Annotated in this window: 18 protein-coding genes; 1 reads left to right on the top strand and 17 read right to left on the bottom strand. The window is 30.5% G+C overall.

The window, feature by feature from the left end; translation table 11 throughout:
- Positions 1-422: 422 nt before the first annotated feature.
- A complete protein-coding gene (locus tag B3Z56_RS00645; protein WP_346847011.1) occupies positions 423-1,073 on the bottom strand; it encodes a hypothetical protein in 651 nt (216 codons plus the stop codon).
- A gap of 97 nt (positions 1,074-1,170) precedes the next feature.
- Between B3Z56_RS00645 and yyaC the strand changes: the two genes are divergently transcribed.
- Entirely contained in the window at positions 1,171-1,701 is a 531-nt protein-coding gene (gene yyaC, locus B3Z56_RS00640) for a spore protease YyaC (protein WP_035135412.1), read from the top strand.
- A 322-nt stretch (positions 1,702-2,023) separates the two neighbouring features.
- On the opposite strand, the gene B3Z56_RS00635 is transcribed toward yyaC, so the two are convergent.
- The 16 genes from B3Z56_RS00635 to atpE form a co-directional block, all read right to left on the bottom strand.
- The gene (locus B3Z56_RS00635) at positions 2,024-3,058 is read right to left on the bottom strand and encodes a rod shape-determining protein (RefSeq protein ID WP_346847010.1); all 1,035 of its coding nucleotides are present in this window, start codon (positions 3,056-3,058) and stop codon (positions 2,024-2,026) included.
- Positions 3,059-3,154: 96 nt separating this feature from the next.
- The gene (gene spoIIID / locus B3Z56_RS00630; RefSeq protein WP_035135408.1) at positions 3,155-3,409 is read right to left on the bottom strand and encodes a sporulation transcriptional regulator SpoIIID; all 255 of its coding nucleotides are present in this window, start codon (positions 3,407-3,409) and stop codon (positions 3,155-3,157) included.
- 121 nt (positions 3,410-3,530) lie between these two features.
- On the bottom strand, positions 3,531-4,223 hold the full coding sequence (locus B3Z56_RS00625; protein WP_346847009.1) for a M23 family metallopeptidase: 693 nt from the start codon (positions 4,221-4,223) through the stop codon (positions 3,531-3,533).
- A 137-nt stretch (positions 4,224-4,360) separates the two neighbouring features.
- Positions 4,361-5,470, bottom strand: a complete 1,110-nt coding sequence (spoIID, locus tag B3Z56_RS00620) for a stage II sporulation protein D (RefSeq protein ID WP_346847008.1) — start codon at positions 5,468-5,470, stop codon at positions 4,361-4,363.
- A gap of 146 nt (positions 5,471-5,616) precedes the next feature.
- The gene (gene murA, locus B3Z56_RS00615; protein ID WP_346847007.1) at positions 5,617-6,870 is read right to left on the bottom strand and encodes a UDP-N-acetylglucosamine 1-carboxyvinyltransferase; all 1,254 of its coding nucleotides are present in this window, start codon (positions 6,868-6,870) and stop codon (positions 5,617-5,619) included.
- A 28-nt stretch (positions 6,871-6,898) separates the two neighbouring features.
- Positions 6,899-7,603, bottom strand: coding sequence for a hypothetical protein (locus B3Z56_RS00610; RefSeq protein WP_346878044.1), 705 nt, complete (start codon positions 7,601-7,603; stop codon positions 6,899-6,901).
- Between the two features lie 278 nt (positions 7,604-7,881).
- The gene (locus tag B3Z56_RS00605; RefSeq protein ID WP_346847005.1) at positions 7,882-8,415 is read right to left on the bottom strand and encodes a hypothetical protein; all 534 of its coding nucleotides are present in this window, start codon (positions 8,413-8,415) and stop codon (positions 7,882-7,884) included.
- A gap of 18 nt (positions 8,416-8,433) precedes the next feature.
- Positions 8,434-9,081, bottom strand: a complete 648-nt coding sequence (locus B3Z56_RS00600) for a permease prefix domain 1-containing protein (RefSeq protein ID WP_346847004.1) — start codon at positions 9,079-9,081, stop codon at positions 8,434-8,436.
- Entirely contained in the window at positions 9,071-9,415 is a 345-nt protein-coding gene (locus tag B3Z56_RS00595) for a PadR family transcriptional regulator (protein ID WP_346847003.1), read from the bottom strand. The genes B3Z56_RS00600 and B3Z56_RS00595 overlap by 11 nt, the downstream gene beginning before the upstream one ends.
- Positions 9,416-9,735: 320 nt before the next feature.
- A complete protein-coding gene (locus B3Z56_RS00590) occupies positions 9,736-10,002 on the bottom strand; it encodes a hypothetical protein (protein WP_346847002.1) in 267 nt (88 codons plus the stop codon).
- 23 nt (positions 10,003-10,025) lie between these two features.
- Positions 10,026-11,417 (bottom strand): F0F1 ATP synthase subunit beta, encoded by a 1,392-nt coding sequence (gene atpD / locus B3Z56_RS00585; RefSeq protein ID WP_346847001.1) that lies wholly within the window; start codon positions 11,415-11,417, stop codon positions 10,026-10,028.
- Positions 11,418-11,509: 92 nt separating this feature from the next.
- Complete coding sequence (gene atpG / locus B3Z56_RS00580) at positions 11,510-12,373, bottom strand: ATP synthase F1 subunit gamma (RefSeq protein ID WP_346847000.1); 864 nt, start codon at positions 12,371-12,373, stop codon at positions 11,510-11,512.
- Between the two features lie 32 nt (positions 12,374-12,405).
- Positions 12,406-13,920, bottom strand: coding sequence for a F0F1 ATP synthase subunit alpha (gene atpA / locus B3Z56_RS00575; RefSeq protein ID WP_346846999.1), 1,515 nt, complete (start codon positions 13,918-13,920; stop codon positions 12,406-12,408).
- Between the two features lie 38 nt (positions 13,921-13,958).
- A complete protein-coding gene (locus B3Z56_RS00570; RefSeq protein WP_346846998.1) occupies positions 13,959-15,002 on the bottom strand; it encodes a F0F1 ATP synthase subunit delta in 1,044 nt (347 codons plus the stop codon).
- Between the two features lie 2 nt (positions 15,003-15,004).
- Positions 15,005-15,484, bottom strand: coding sequence for a F0F1 ATP synthase subunit B (locus tag B3Z56_RS00565; RefSeq protein ID WP_035135392.1), 480 nt, complete (start codon positions 15,482-15,484; stop codon positions 15,005-15,007).
- A gap of 130 nt (positions 15,485-15,614) precedes the next feature.
- Entirely contained in the window at positions 15,615-15,863 is a 249-nt protein-coding gene (gene atpE, locus B3Z56_RS00560; protein ID WP_035135390.1) for an ATP synthase F0 subunit C, read from the bottom strand.
- Between the last annotated feature and the right edge of the window lie 56 nt (positions 15,864-15,919).

The following is a 15,919-nucleotide window of genomic DNA, read 5'->3' as shown; positions in this document are numbered from 1 at the left end:
CCACTCGGGAACTCCTCCATAATTTTAATATAACTAGATTTTCACATTAGCTTACCTGAGCTAATTCCCAATCTTTTACATAAATAAAAATGTCACTAAACTGACAAGACTTAGTATACAATTATATTGATTTTTTTTCAACCCCTTTTTTCAATATTTTTATAAAAATTTTATTGTTTTTTTCTCAATTAATCATAATTTTTTCATTTTAGGCATTTCGTCACTTAAATTTAAATCATTATACTAATTAAAAGCATTAATAATAAACTATTATTTCAATATATTTAATTTATTTCTTACAGGATAATACCTGAAACTCGCATGAACAGAACAACTATTTTTATAGTTCTCTAGGAAACTAGATATCTATTTTCCTAGAGAACTATAAGTATAAGTTTATATTTAAATAGTTATTTATATAATTAATTTCCTTCTACTTTGTCCATATCTATATATTTAGAAAATATTTTCTTTAATTCTTCTATTTGCTCTTCATCTACCTTACGCTCTATTACATTGAGAGTTCTTAATACAGCTAATCGTTCATTATTATAAGTAAGGAATTCGTTTATCTCTGAATAGTCTTCTTCATTCAACGCTTTGCATATACCTATTATCTTTGCCTTCTCTGAAATTGTTAACTCATCTATTAATTCTTCTGGTGGTACCTTCATTACTTTGTTTTTTTCCTTAACTTGCTTATTATATTTGTCAAACTCGATTTCATCAGTTTTAACTATTTCATTATCACTCTTATAAATTTGATTTAGCTGATTTTGCCTTTCTCTATTAGCTTCAATTCTTCTTTTTTTTAATTCTTCATCTGATACACTAGTTTCATTAACCCCATTATTCTTAATTAAATCCTGTGAAGTATTTGCATCCATATTCTCCTTTTCTATACCAGTAGTAATTTCTTTATTATAATTTTCAGCTTTCTCACTGCTTTTAGCTATAACCTTATTTTCCTCTTTGTAATATAAGTTTTCATTACTTATATTAAAGCTCACTAACGCTATTATATTTACTATTGTATATAGAATTATGATTACAGAATATCCCTTTCTATTCATAACATATCCTCCTTAAATAAAAACTATCTAAATTATTCCATATTTTTTAGAATTTATACCGAAGTTGCTTCATATAAATTCATATGGAGGTGTTTCTGTGAGCAAAGTTAAGATTCATTACAAAGATTCATTAGGTTATTATACCTTATCCAACTTTTTAAAAGATGAATTAAATGCAAACACAATTATTGTTTGTATAGGAACTGATAGATGCATTGGAGACTGCTTAGGTCCTCTTATTGGTAGCATGTTAGAAGAAAAATTTTTCCCATTGCCAGTCTATGGAACTATAGCTAATCCTATACACGCATTAAATTTAGATAGTAAACTATCGGATATAAAATTAAAACATCCAGATTCTAAAATTATTGGTATCGATGCTTGTCTTGGTCCTCCTAATAAAATTGGCGAGATACAAGTTCGAGATTACCCCATTAATCCTGGAAAAGGTGTTGGTAAATCTCTTTCTCCCGTAGGTGATATATCAATAATAGGTATTGTCGATTCTAGCGATATTGATGAACCCTTTACAAGTAGAAATATACGATTAAATCTAATTTTGGAAATCTCTAAAGTAATAACTCAAGGACTTGTTCATGGGTATTATCTCAGCTCATTATGTGATTAATGATGAACGATTATTACCTAGATATTATATACAGTACATGGACTTATTTATACTATTAAAATCTTTTTAACAACCATTAATTTCGAAGATATAATTATAGTTTTTATTAACTCTCCCTTTCATAGAAAATGAGTTACTTACACCAACTAGAAATGATACAAAATAAAATATACCTACTATACAAATATTTTTTTGCATAGTAGGTATATTAAATCACATTTTTATATTTATATAACCTTTATTTTTAACTTCTATTGTTGGACATCATATAAATTTATTTACATAATTTAAAATATAGGTTTAATATTCTAACTTGTACATCTTAACTATTTATTGAAACATTATATCCTGTAAACGAATCGTCTAACTTATCTACATAGTCAAGCATTTTTCCTGTTCCAACAGCTACACAAGATACTGAATCTTCTGCTACATATACTGGTACATTAGTAACTTTTTCAATGAGTTTGTCTAATCCATCTAATAAAGCTCCTCCACCAGTCATTATTATACCTTTATCAGCTATATCTGCAGCCAGTTCAGGTGGTGTTTTTTCTAGTACAGAATGTGCACATTCAGCTATGGAAGTAACAGCTTCTTTTAATGCCTCTTCCATCTCACTAGAACAAACTGTGATATTTTTAGGTAGTCCAGTTATAAGATCTCTTCCTCTTATCTCTGCCTTAATGTCCTCATCTTTAGGATATGCGCATCCAATGTTTATTTTAAGTTCTTCTGCTGTTCTTTCTCCAATCATTAATTTATGCTTTTTCCTTATGTAACGAATTATAGCATCATCAAAATCGTCTCCAGCAACTTTAATAGACTCTCTTACAACCATTCCTCCTAGAGAAATTACTGCTATATCGGTGGTACCTCCACCTATGTCAATAACCATATTCCCACTAGCTTTAGTTATGTCTAACCCCGCTCCTATAGCTGCTGCCAAAGGTTCTTCAATTAATAAAACCTTTTTAGCTCCTGCATTTCTTGCCGCATCCTCAACAGCTCTTCTTTCTACTTCAGTAGCCTCACATGGTACGCACATTACAACTCTTGGTGTTGACATCTTTCTCTTACCGCAAGCTTTTTTAATAAAGTGCTCTAACATTTTTTCTGTAACATCATAATCTGATATTACCCCATCTCTAAGTGGACGAATTGCAACAATATTTCCTGGCGTCCTACCTATCATTTTTCTAGCTTCTTCACCTACTGCTAAGACCTTATTGGCACTTTTATCTATTGCTACAACTGAAGGTTCTTTTAGTATTATACCCTTACCCTTTGTGTAAACCAGTACTGTAGCCGTACCTAGGTCTATTCCCATATCTGTTCCTACACCGAAAAAAAACATCTTAAAATTCACTCCTGCTCTCTAGTATTTTCTTCTTATTGAAATACTATACAATATTTACTAAAACAATATACACCTATTATATTACTATTCTACCTAACCTTCAATTGTTTTATATTTCATTTTAGTAGCTTTTCCACCTCTAATGTGTCTTTCAGCTTTATTTAGATCTAAGATGTTTTTTGCTTCCTCTGCTATTTGAGCATTTATTTTAGGTAATCTCTCAGTCATATCCTTATGGATTGTACTTTTACTTACACCAAATACCGATGCTGTTTTTCTTATTGTAGCCTCGGATTCTATTATATATTTTGCTACTTCTAGTACTCTATCTTCAATATAGTCTTTCAAAGCGTTACCTCCTTAACCCTTCTATAATTATAAATATGCTAACTTCCTTATTTAAATTACATTCTTGCTAGCCTTTTACTTTAAAGTTTTAAAGCTAGCAAGAATATTAATTCTATTTTAGTTATTTCTTATAACTAACATATTTAGCTGGGTCTACTTCTTTTCCATCTTGTAATACTTGGAAGTGAAGATAATCTCCATATTCCTCATATGCAAGGTTTGTAGTTTTACCTACAGCTCCTATTTCTTTACCAGCTGTAACTTTATCTCCAGCTTTAACTAGAACCTGTTCTTTAAGGTTTCCATATATTGTAGTTAGTCCATTTTGATGGTCTATTTCTACATAGGTACCTTCTGTATTTGCATCTACTTTTTTAACCACTCCAGCACTTACTGCTACAACTGCTGAACCTTCTGCAGCTTTAACATCCATAGCTAAGTGATTTTTATAACTCTTAGTTGTTGCCCAATATACTGGATCTTCAGAATATGCTCTACCTAAAGTACCCTCTACTGGATTTTTAAAACTAACTTTAGTTTGAGATGAAACTGCTGCAGTATCATTATTCTTAACTGTTGGTACTGGCTCAAGCTCCTCTTTAACTTGTAGTGCATTCTCAGGTTTTTCTGGTTGAGTTACAACTTCTTTTTCTGTTTGTTCTAATGCTACTTTATCTTCTTCAGAATTTTTATTGTTATTTCTTCCAGCTGTTATAGCTGCAACTGTAGCAACAGCACATAGACAAACAAATAAAATTACATAGAAGCCTTCTTTTTTGAAAAATTGCTTCACTTTGTTAAGTTTATTGTTCATAAAAACACCTCCATCAGTATTGTGGACGTTTATTGGGAAATTAATACACTATAAGAAAATTTTTTTCTTATTTATCTCATTTTTTTCATATTTTTTTGCTAAAAACTAAAAAAATAGGGCAAAAGCCCTATTTCTTTCTAATTTTCATTGATTTTTTTTATTTCAATACCTGTATAATAATGTTTTAAAATCTCTTCACAACTCTTGCCTTGACTAGCCATTACATTAGCTCCCCATTGACTCATACCTACTCCATGACCAAAGCCATTACAATTTATAACAACTTGATTATTTAAAAACTCTAAAGAGAAGTTAGCGGAATTCAATCCAAACAACTGTCTAAATTTAACCCCTGTTATAGTAACATTACCAAGGGTTATTTCTTTCACTGACCCACCATCTGTATAATTATTTACTTTAATATGATCTTCTAGATTAGCTGGTGATAAATTTGCATTACTATAACTGCTATTAACCACTTGCGCAAATCTGTTTATGTCTATAGTTTCCGTACTTTTATATCTTGGTGCAATATCTTCACCTAAACTTTCAACACTTCTAAGATAAGGTAGTGCTGTAGAAAATACATCTTCAACATTTTCAGTTTTTCCACTACTTGTAGAGAAATAATACGCCCCCAATACTAATTCATTATTATATGTTAACACTTGTCCTCTAGTCTCATTCACCACATCTTCAACTAGTTTCCATTTATTTTCTCCACCTATACCTAACTGAGCTATTTTTACTTCTTTGGGTGTATATACCTGACAATGAACAGTATCACACAAATCTGCTCCTCTTCCATTGGCACATCCACTTGATACAGCTTTTGTATGAGCTAAGGTATATGTCCTTGCTGCTATAGCTTGTGCCTTCAAAGCCTCTTTATTAAAGTTTAATGGCATCTCACTACATACTACTCCCTTAATATATTCTTCTAAAGGCACCTCTATAATCCTATTTTCCTTTGTCAAATAAACCTTTATTGTATCTACATCTAGCTTAAAGGAAATGCCCTTATTTGATTTCTCACCTTTATTTTTAGATTGCATCACTTCTATAGCCTGTGATGAGTCATTTCCTTTTTTACCTATATTACCTCCTTCACCTAATATCAATTTATAGGATAATATTAGAAATCCTAGTAATACTGCTGAATAAATAGCCACCATCAATATTGGTTTAATAACAACTATAGCTTTATCATAATTAATATTTATTTTAATCCTCCCATAGTACTTCACTTTTCTTCCTCCTAATAAATAAACTTCTCTCCTATACTAGATAGACTTAGTTATATTTATTATTATATTTATGGTAATATGCTTATAATTTTGTAAATATAAAAATGCCCAGCCTTAAATTAAAAGCTGAGCTATATAAAGTATAATTATATTCTAGTTATTTCTGCGCCTAGGGCATTGAGTTTATCCTCTATTGTTACATATCCTCTATCTATATGGTATATGTGATCTACTATAGTCTCACCCTTAGCACATAAACCTGCCAAAACCAGTCCTGCTCCTGCTCGAAGATCTGGTGCTACTACTTCAGCTCCTGTAAGCTCTTTAACACCTTCTATTGTCGCAATTCTTCCGTTAACATTAATATTAGCTCCCATCCTTCTTAACTCTGCCACCTGCATAAACCTATTTTCAAATATAGTTTCTGTCACACTACTTCTTCCATGGGTAATACTTAATAATGTCATCATTTGTGATTGCATATCTGTTGGAAATCCTGGATGAGGCATAGTCATAATATCTGTGGGTTTTAATTCTACATCTCCATCTACAACAATTTTATTTCCGAATACATCAATCTTAACACCCATTTCACGTAATTTAACTATCACTGACTTGAGATGTTCTTCATCCACACCTTCTATTGTAATTTTACTTTTTGTAATGGGTGCTGCTATTATAAATGTTCCTGCTTCAATCCTATCAAATATAGGCGTATACGAAACTCCTTCTAATCTTTTTACTCCTGTTATGCATATCTTACCACTTCCTGCACCTTGAATCTTAGCCCCCATTTTATTTAAAAAATTTGCTAAGTCTACTATCTCAGGTTCCTTAGCTGCATTCTCTATAAAAGTATCTCCTTTAGCAAGAGTTGCAGCCATCATCAAGTTCTCTGTGGCTCCCACAGATGGGAAGTCTAAATAAACTGTATTACCCTCTAATTGTTCTGCAACTACTTCAACATATCCGTGTTCCTCTTTAATTGTTGCTCCTAAAGCTTTTAGTCCCTTCAAATGCAAATCTATAGGTCTAGATCCTATTTTACATCCTCCAGGCAGAGAAATTTTTGCCTTTCCAAATCTAGCTACCATAGCTCCTATAACTAGGAAAGATGCTCTCATTTTTCTTACTAAGTCATTATCTATACCTTCATATTTTAAGTTTTTTGTATTAATATCAATTTTATTATTATCTCTATCTATATTAACCTCTGCTGAAAGAGATCTTAATACCTCACATAGTACAAATACATCTTCTAGCATAGGTGATCCATTGATGGTTGATACACTATCTGTTAGTATAGTGGACACTAGTATTGGTAATACAGCATTCTTGGCTGAACTTATGTTTACACTCCCTTTTAATCTACGGTTTCCATTTATATAAAATTTACTCATGTTAATCCTCCATTTAAAATGCTATTTCTTAGTATGTTATCCTGATTACAGGTGTCCCCATTATTAAATAGCATCCTGAGGAATATCTAACTATAGCACAGTTAAAATCTATCTCCTCACCTAGTATTATTTCTTTATCGTATAAATTTGTATTGCTTATAATACTATATCCATTACTTATTTCTACTTCATCAATATTTTGTGCTTTATTTAAATATAATCGCTTTAAAATCACATCTCTTGTTTCATCTATTGTGCCGTTTAAGATTTTACTTTTTACATATAGCGAGTATTCCACCTTACTACTAATTGGGGATAAAATTTCTTTAATTTTCTTTTCTACAGTTTTTTCTTCATCAATATCTAAATTAGGTTTACAAATAGAAATTCTTAGTACAACATCATATCCTTTACCATAATCAGCTATTGAAATCCTTCCATCATATTCTTCATGGTTATAATCTATTTTAAAACTTAAGTCCTTATTAACTTCTTGGTAAACTTGTCCCATAGCCTTTTCTATATTAGTTATTATAGTTTCATATATATTTTCTTTACTTTCTTGACTATAAAACCTGCCCTCCACTACATATTCCTCAGTAGAAGCATTTACACTATTTAATATTCCACTAAACATATCCTCTTCACTCTTCCCATAAAAGGTTTTATCCCGTATAATTAATATGCTTAATGTGAACATCACCACAATTAATAACTTAATATATAACTTCATACATATCCCACCTTAATATAAGAATAAATCCACTTATATTAAATCATTAACCTTTTTACTTTTTTTATTCATATTTACATATAATGTAATAAGTTATATTTTTATTTATACTAATAATATATAGCAACTTTTAAAATGTGTTCATAAATAAATTACTTTTCAACGTAATGTAGAAAATAAAAAGATAATTTATGAAATCACATAAATTATCTTTCTATTTTCTCCCTCTATGGTACATATTTAAGATAAGGTTGGATTAATCTATATAAAAATATTAACTATACCATATTAAAGTTAAAGTCACCATATAATATCTCTAACTTGTTATACTGGTTTATAAGCCAACTACCATGTTCTTCTGAAAGATATATATCTTTATCTACCTTATGCTCCTTAACTATCTCATCTTTATCATTTTTTATAATCCAATTGAACTTAACATTAAATCTTCTCATATCATCTGACTTTTCTTTTTCCACTATCTCTACATCTTTTATTTCTGATGTGCAATTTTTTTCATAAAGTAGTTTAAATCTATAAAAAAGAGTTCTATTAATTCTATATCCATCAAATCCTTCTTCAGTCATATACTCTGCCATCTCTTTATCTTTTTTGTTTAAATTGTCCCCTATACCAATTCCATTTTTAACATAATCACCACAGGCTTCTAAATCATCTTTATCTGCTACATAGTGCCTTTCTATAAATCCTCTTATGTTTTCTTCTGCATCATCTTTCTTCGGTGTGCAGGCTACTAAAAACATGCCTACCATCATGAATGACATTATTGCTGATATAATCTTTTTTATCATAATTCACACATCCTAATTTTATTTAAATTTAAAAACCTTTTTACTATATACAGTAAAATATAAAATCATATCTAAAAATAACGCTATATAAAAACTTTTTTCTACTCTAAAAACATTGACTACCCCTTTAGAAGCCATAACCCATAACATACTAATAAAAATATTTAAGATATTTATAACAATAGCTTGAATCTTAAACTTAAAGGTTCGACTTGTAAAAATAAAATTCATAAATGTCCATATAAAAAATATGATAGTTCCTATTATGAATACTATAAAACTAAATTTAGACATGATTCTAAGGTTATAATGTGATATATCTATAATGCCTATAATCTTTAGTCGCACAAGCAATTGAATAATTATATATATAATCATACATACATAACTAGATTTAAGGATAAATAAATATTTAGTATTATTAAATATACCTGATATTCCTTCCTCAAAGTCAGAATTATTCCCTATATTATTTTTAGCTATTTCAAAAGCCTTCTCCTCAGATTTACCTGATTCTACTAAATCACTAACTTCAGTTATAATGTAACTTTTTAATTCTTCCTTTAATTCTTTAACTTCTAATGTATCTTCAAAAGCTGAACTAAAGAGCTTTCTTAAGTATCTATTTATTTTCCTCTTTAACTTAATACTTAGATTATTCACCATTAACTGCCCCCTCTCTAAACTTTAAAATAAGCTCTGTTATCTTATTAAAATCTCCATTCAATTTATTAAGTTGAACTTCACCTTCTTTTGTAATTAAATAATGCCTTCTTTTAATTCCATTATCTCCTTCTATTACTTTAGATGTGATAAAATTTTGTTTTTCTAATCTTTTTAAAGCTATATATAAAGTTCCTGTTTGAAGTTCAAAGTTATCTTCAGCAGCTATATTAACTAGTTTCATTATGTTATATCCATAAATATAATCATTACCTTTAATAATAGATAAAATTAAAATGTCTATAAACCCTTTTAATAACTCTTTATCTATTTCCAATAACACCTCTCCTTTTACTTAATATGTATAATATTATTATATGTAGTAATACTATATATAGCATTACTATTCTCAAAATATTTTTATTACTTTGAATTATTGTTGAATTTTATTCCAAGGTAATTTAAAGGAGCACATTAAATGATTTTCATATCATTTAATGTGCTCCTTTTAGTTTGTCCGATGACTACCAGCTCTAATACTCCCATCTTCTTCAAAGTGGCAGTAAAGAGCTGCTACGTCCCTGGATAACGAGTTCTAAGCTTCGAAGAGCTAAGAACTCTGTTTATATAAATATTTGAAATATATGGTACCGAAATTTATTCTACCCATTGTGCTATAGTACAGAGAATACTAACATTATTTTTCCTTACCTTTAGGACTCCGTCAGAAGTATTAACTTTGTACTTCTTTCCATCTACATCTTCAAAGGTTGTTATTGTTGGTACAAGTCCTGCAATTATAGCAGAATGATCTGGAAGAATTCCTAGTCTGCCTTCTGTAGTTTCACAGTTTAAAGAGACTGCATCTCCTTTAAAAAACTCACTCTCTGGAGTAATTATTATAAGCTTAAAGACCTTTTTCATATTTTATCACATCCAAAATAATATTAACCCAAAGTCTTAGCTTTCTCTATAACATCATCTATTGTTCCTGCAAATAAGAATGCTGACTCTGGTAAATGATCATGTTTACCTTCTAATATTTCCTTGAATCCTCTTATTGTTTCTTTTATAGGAACATATCTACCTTTTAAACCAGTGAATTGCTCTCCTACTGTAAAAGGTTGAGATAAAAATCTTTGAACTCTTCTTGCTCTATTAACAAGAATTTTATCTTCATCTGATAATTCATCTACACCTAATATAGCTATAATATCTTGAAGTTCTTTATACCTTTCAAGAATGTACTTTACTTGAGTAGATATTTCATAATGTTCCTCACCAACAATTCTAGGATCTAGTACTCTTGAGCTTGATTCTAATGGATCAACCGCAGGATATATTCCAAGCTCTACTATAGCTCTAGATAGAACTGTAGTTGCATCAAGATGGCTAAATGTTGTTGCTGGTGCTGGGTCAGTAAGGTCATCAGCAGGAACATATACTGCTTGAACAGAAGTAATTGATCCACTGTTAGTAGATGTTATACGTTCTTGTAATGCCCCCATCTCTGTTGCTAGGGTTGGTTGGTATCCTACAGCACTTGGTATTCTACCTAATAATGCAGAAACCTCTGAACCTGCCTGAGTAAATCTAAATATATTATCTATAAATAATAATACATCTTGACCTTTATCTCTGAAGTATTCAGACATAGTAAGTCCTGTAAGTGCAACTCTCATTCTAGCTCCTGGTGACTCATTCATTTGTCCAAATACTAAAGCTGTCTTATTTATAACCCCTGAATCTAGCATCTCATTGTATAAGTCATTTCCTTCTCTTGTACGCTCTCCTACACCAGTGAATACTGATAATCCACCATGTTCTCTAGCTATATTGTTGATTAATTCTTGTATAAGTACAGTTTTACCAACTCCTGCACCACCAAAAAGTCCTATCTTTCCACCCTTTTGATATGGTGCTATTAAATCTATAACCTTTATGCCAGTTTCAAACATTTCTGGTTCCACAGATTGCTCAGCAAAGCTTGGAGCTGGTCTATGAATTGTATAATAATTATTAGTATCAAGAGGACCTTTTCCATCTTTAGTTTGACCTAATACATTGAACAATCTTCCAAGTACCTGTTCTCCTACAGGCACTTCAATAGGTCTTCCTGTATCTATAGCCTTAACTCCACGTTTAAGTCCTTCTGTTGATTCCATAGATATAGTTCTAACTATATCATCACCTATATGTTGTTCAACCTCAGCAACAATAACTCTACCATCCATCTTAATTTGGATTGCATTATAAATGTTAGGCAATGAGTCTGTGTCAAATTTTATATCTATTACTGGTCCAATAATTTGAACTACTTTACCAATACGTTGTGCCATATTAATTCGCTACATCTAACTATATTAATATATAAGTTAAATATAACTCCTCCTATCTATACTTTTTATATAGGTTACTATATAATGGCTTATTAACTTTGTGCTTGAGCTCCACCAATAATTTCTGAAATCTCTTGAGTGATAGCCCCTTGTCTAACCCTATTATATTTTAACCTTAAAGAAGCTATTAATTCATCTGCATTTTGAGTCGCACTATTCATTGTCTCCATTCTATTTCCCTGTTCTGAAGCCTTAGAATTTATCATTGCATTAAGTATCATTGCATTACAATAGGATGGTACTATTGACTCTATAAGCTCTTCTTTGTTTCCTTCTATATCAAATTCATCTTCACCAATATGGTCTTCTTCGCTTTCTTCAAAAGTAAGAGGCAATAATCTACACTCTTTTGGTTCTTTTACTATTGGATTTTTAAACCAAGTATAAAGTATACTTACTTCTCCTACTTTTTCTTCACTAAACATATTGAAGCTATACTCAAAGATACTCTTAGCTTCAGTAGCTGTAGGCACATCAGAGATAGTTTGATTATATTTATCTAATGTCTTAATCCTATGTCTCTTAGCTAAGCTTTTACCTTTTTCACCAATAACTGCTATTAAATAATCCTCTTCATGGCCTTTAGTTATCCCTTTAAGCTTATCTATAACATTATTATTATAGGCACCACACATTCCCATATCTGAAGTTATAACAATGATTAATTTCTTTTTACTTCCATTGGATTGCATATATCTATTTTCTTTTGGCAGTGATGGAATTACTTCATTCATAACTTCTCTATAGCTTTTAAAATACGTGTCATTTGTATATAAGGATACCCTTACCTTTTTTAGTTTAGATGTTGCTACTAAGGCCATAGCCTTAGTAAGCTTTTTTGTATTCTCTATAGATTTTATTCTCTTTTTTAAAATAACTAATCCTGCAACGCCCATATTTTCACCTCCTAAAAATTTAGGTGATATCTCTAAATTTCAGTTAAAAATACTTTTTTAAATTCAGTTATGGCCATATTAAGTCTTTCTTTTATTTCTGAATCTAATTCTTGTTTTTCTTTTATAGAACTTGGGATGTCTCTATAATGAGTACCTATATATTCTAAAAATTCCTTTTCAAAGGCTTTAACCTTATGAACTGGAATATCGCTTAAGAAATCATTCACTCCGCAATATATTATTATTACTTGCTTTTCTACATCCATAGGAGCATATTGTCCTTGCTTTAATATTTCTATAAGTCTTTTACCCTTTTCAAGTCTCTTAACAGTTTCCTTATCTAAATCTGATCCAAATTGAGTAAAGTTCACAAGTTCTCTATATTGAGCAAGTTCTATTCTAAGGGTTGATGATACTTGTTTCATAGCTTTAATTTGCGCATTTCCTCCAACCCTAGATACTGATATACCTGCATTTACCGCTGGTCTTTGACCTGCATGGAACAAGTCAGATTCTAAGAAAATTTGACCATCTGTTATAGATATTACATTTGTAGGAATATATGCTGTAACATCTCCTGCTAAAGTTTCTATTATTGGAAGAGCAGTTAATGATCCTCCTCCTAAGTCATCAGAAAGTTTTGAAGCTCTTTCTAAAAGTCTTGAGTGAAGATAGAATACATCTCCTGGATAAGCTTCTCTTCCTGGTGGTCTACGAAGTAATAATGACATAGTTCTATAAGCAACAGCGTGCTTAGACAAATCATCATATACTATAAGTGCATCTCCACCTTTATACATAAAATATTCAGCCATTGAACATCCTGAGAAAGGTGCTAAATATTGAAGAGATGCAGATTGTGATGCCGTTGCAGCTACAACTATTGTATAGTCCATAGCCCCCTCAGCCTTTAGTGTATTAACTATATTAGCAACAGTTGACTGCTTTTGACCTATAGCTACATAAACACAAGTTACATTTTTACCCCTTTGATTTATGATAGCATCTATTGCTAATGCACTTTTTCCAGTCTGTCTGTCTCCTACAATTAACTCTCTTTGACCTTTTCCAATTGGAATCATAGAGTCTATAGCCTTTATACCTGTTTGCATAGGACTTTTTACTGATTGTCTCTCTATAACTCCCGGAGCTTCTACTTCTACAGCTCTATATTCTGAAGTTACTATCATTCCGTTACCATCGATAGGATTTCCTAGAGAATCTACAACTCTTCCTACAAGAGCTTCACCAACAGGTACTTCTACTACTCTACCCGTTCTTTTTACTATATCGCCTTCTCTGATACCTTCTTCAGAACCTAATAATACGCATCCAACATTGTCTTGCTCTAAGTTAAGGGCAATTCCGTATACGTTATTAGGAAATTCTAATAGCTCTCCTTCTAAACAATTATCTAATCCATATATTCTAGCTATACCATCTCCAATTTGGATTATGGTTCCAGAATCTATAGTGTTAATGTGACTTTCATATCTATCTAATTCTCTTTTTATAATAGATGTTATCTCACCTGGTTTAATATGCATGATTCCACCTCTATTCTCACCACGATTTAAAGCCTGTATTACATGTCATCTCTAACATATCTAAGCTTACTTTTTACTGTTCCATCAGTAATATCATTTCCTATTTTAACTAATACTCCACCAACTATACTCTCATCTATTTCTTCATGGATTACTATTTTTCTACTATAGAACTTCTCAAGTCCTTTAGTTAACTTAATTCTCTCTTCATCAGTTAGTGGAATTACAGTCCTAACTGTGGCATTAAGAATTTTACCTTTTTCATCTAAATCTATAATACACTCTTGAGATTTAGCCTTACCAATCTTACATTTTTCACTATTAACTATCTCATCAATTGTAGCTTTAGTAGTTATATCTTCACCTATAATAACTTTGATATCATCTTTGTAAGACTCATCTACTATATTATTTATGACAATTTCTCTACTATAGAAATCCATTAACCAACCTCTTAATTTTTTTGTTTCTTCTTCATTTAGAGGTTTATTTGTTATAATATCTGCTAATAATTCTTTATTAAGCTCACTAAAGTTATATCTACCTACGTTACCTTCTGATATATTCTTAAGATCCATAAGTTTAGTCTTAATAGTTCCATCTATGGTTTCATCTCCTACAGAGATTAACATTCCACCTAATAGAGATTTATCTATTTCTTCCTCTATTATTACTGTCTTTTCATAACGTTTTTCTAACTTACTTTTAATAGTTTCTCGTTCATTATGATTTAATGGAATTACAGACTTAATTTTAGCTACAACGGTATTATTATTTTTAAGGTATACTAATCTAAACTGATTATACTTTTCCCTCAGATAAAGTATCCTTCCTTTGTCAATAAGTAATAGTAAAAAACTTAAAAGTTCATCCTCTATCTTACCCTTAAATAATTCCTCAAATATTCTCTTTTTATTGTGCTTATTAATTTGAGGATTTCTGATAATCTTTATAAGTCCTTCATTATTATCCATTTCCTCAACTACTTCACCTAGTTCTTCCAAAACAGTTTCTATATTACCTGCTTCTTTACACATTTCATAAAGAGCTAGAGCATACCGCCTATCTAAAAATTCATACATTTTTAAATACCTACCTTAGCTATAAATTTATCAATTAACTCTCTGTGACTTTCTTCATTGATTTCTTTCTCTAAAGTTTTCTCAGCAAGTTTCATGGATAAATCAATAATTTCTTGCTTAATTTCTTTACTAGCTTTTTCTCTTTCTCTTTTTATTTCTTTAGTAGCTCGTTCTTTTATGTTAGCTACTTCTCTTTGTGAGTCTTCAACTATCTCAGCATATACTTTATCAGCTTTTTGCTTATAACTCTCTACTAATTTCAAGCCATCATTTCTATATCTTTTAACATCTTCATCATACTTTTGTTTTAATAACTTCGCTCTTTCTTCTTCATCCCTAGCCTTTTTGAAAGCACTTTCCACTTCTTCTTTTCTAGTATTGATAACTGCTAAAGTCTTATTAAACACAAATTTTCTTAGTATTAAATAAAATATAAAGAAATTGATGGTTGATGGTACTATAATACTCCAATCAATATTCATAAGCTACGTTCCACATCATCCTCTTAATTTAATCACAAATATATACTACACTACCTACTATATCTTCTTCAAAATGTAACTAATTAAGATATGGAACTACACCCTCCTTCTCAATATTTTTACTAAGATATTAACCTTTTACTCCGAATAATATTAATAATAATCCAAGTAAAAATCCATATATAGCTGTTGCCTCTGATAAAGCTCCCCCTACTATTAAAGCACTCATAATTTTACTACTAGCCTCTGGTTGTTTTGCTATACTCTCTACTGCTTTACCAGTAGCATTTCCTGTTCCTAATCCTCCACCAATAACTGCAAGTGCTGCTATACCTGCTCCTAATGCTGACATTCCTGCTATAAAAGCTGCTGAATCCATTTATAATTCCTCCTCAAAAATAAATATTTTTTATATTTATAGTAATTTACTATTAA

This window comes from Clostridium sp. UBA7791 (assembly GCF_002480755.1).
GTDB lineage: Bacteria > Bacillota > Clostridia > Clostridiales > Clostridiaceae > Clostridium_J > Clostridium_J sulfidigenes.
Note: the sequence above shows the minus strand (reverse complement) of the source record. Positions and strands in the feature narration are given on the sequence as shown.

Excerpts from the sequence above, each read along its gene's own strand:
- B3Z56_RS00645 (WP_346847011.1), bottom strand. The coding sequence starts at position 1,073 with ATGAATAGAAAGGGATATTCTGTAATCATAATTCTATATACAATAGTA.
- B3Z56_RS00635 (WP_346847010.1), bottom strand. The coding sequence starts at position 3,058 with ATGTTTTTTTTCGGTGTAGGAACAGATATGGGAATAGACCTAGGTACG.
- B3Z56_RS00625 (WP_346847009.1), bottom strand. The coding sequence starts at position 4,223 with ATGAACAATAAACTTAACAAAGTGAAGCAATTTTTCAAAAAAGAAGGC.
- murA (WP_346847007.1), bottom strand. The coding sequence starts at position 6,870 with ATGAGTAAATTTTATATAAATGGAAACCGTAGATTAAAAGGGAGTGTA.
- B3Z56_RS00610 (WP_346878044.1), bottom strand. The coding sequence starts at position 7,603 with ATGAAGTTATATATTAAGTTATTAATTGTGGTGATGTTCACATTAAGC.
- B3Z56_RS00605 (WP_346847005.1), bottom strand. The coding sequence starts at position 8,415 with ATGATAAAAAAGATTATATCAGCAATAATGTCATTCATGATGGTAGGC.
- B3Z56_RS00600 (WP_346847004.1), bottom strand. The coding sequence starts at position 9,081 with ATGGTGAATAATCTAAGTATTAAGTTAAAGAGGAAAATAAATAGATAC.
- B3Z56_RS00590 (WP_346847002.1), bottom strand. The coding sequence starts at position 10,002 with ATGAAAAAGGTCTTTAAGCTTATAATAATTACTCCAGAGAGTGAGTTT.
- atpD (WP_346847001.1), bottom strand. The coding sequence starts at position 11,417 with ATGGCACAACGTATTGGTAAAGTAGTTCAAATTATTGGACCAGTAATA.
- atpG (WP_346847000.1), bottom strand. The coding sequence starts at position 12,373 with ATGGGCGTTGCAGGATTAGTTATTTTAAAAAAGAGAATAAAATCTATA.
- atpA (WP_346846999.1), bottom strand. The coding sequence starts at position 13,920 with ATGCATATTAAACCAGGTGAGATAACATCTATTATAAAAAGAGAATTA.
- B3Z56_RS00570 (WP_346846998.1), bottom strand. The coding sequence starts at position 15,002 with ATGTATGAATTTTTAGATAGGCGGTATGCTCTAGCTCTTTATGAAATG.
- B3Z56_RS00565 (WP_035135392.1), bottom strand. The coding sequence starts at position 15,484 with ATGAATATTGATTGGAGTATTATAGTACCATCAACCATCAATTTCTTT.
- atpE (WP_035135390.1), bottom strand. The coding sequence starts at position 15,863 with ATGGATTCAGCAGCTTTTATAGCAGGAATGTCAGCATTAGGAGCAGGT.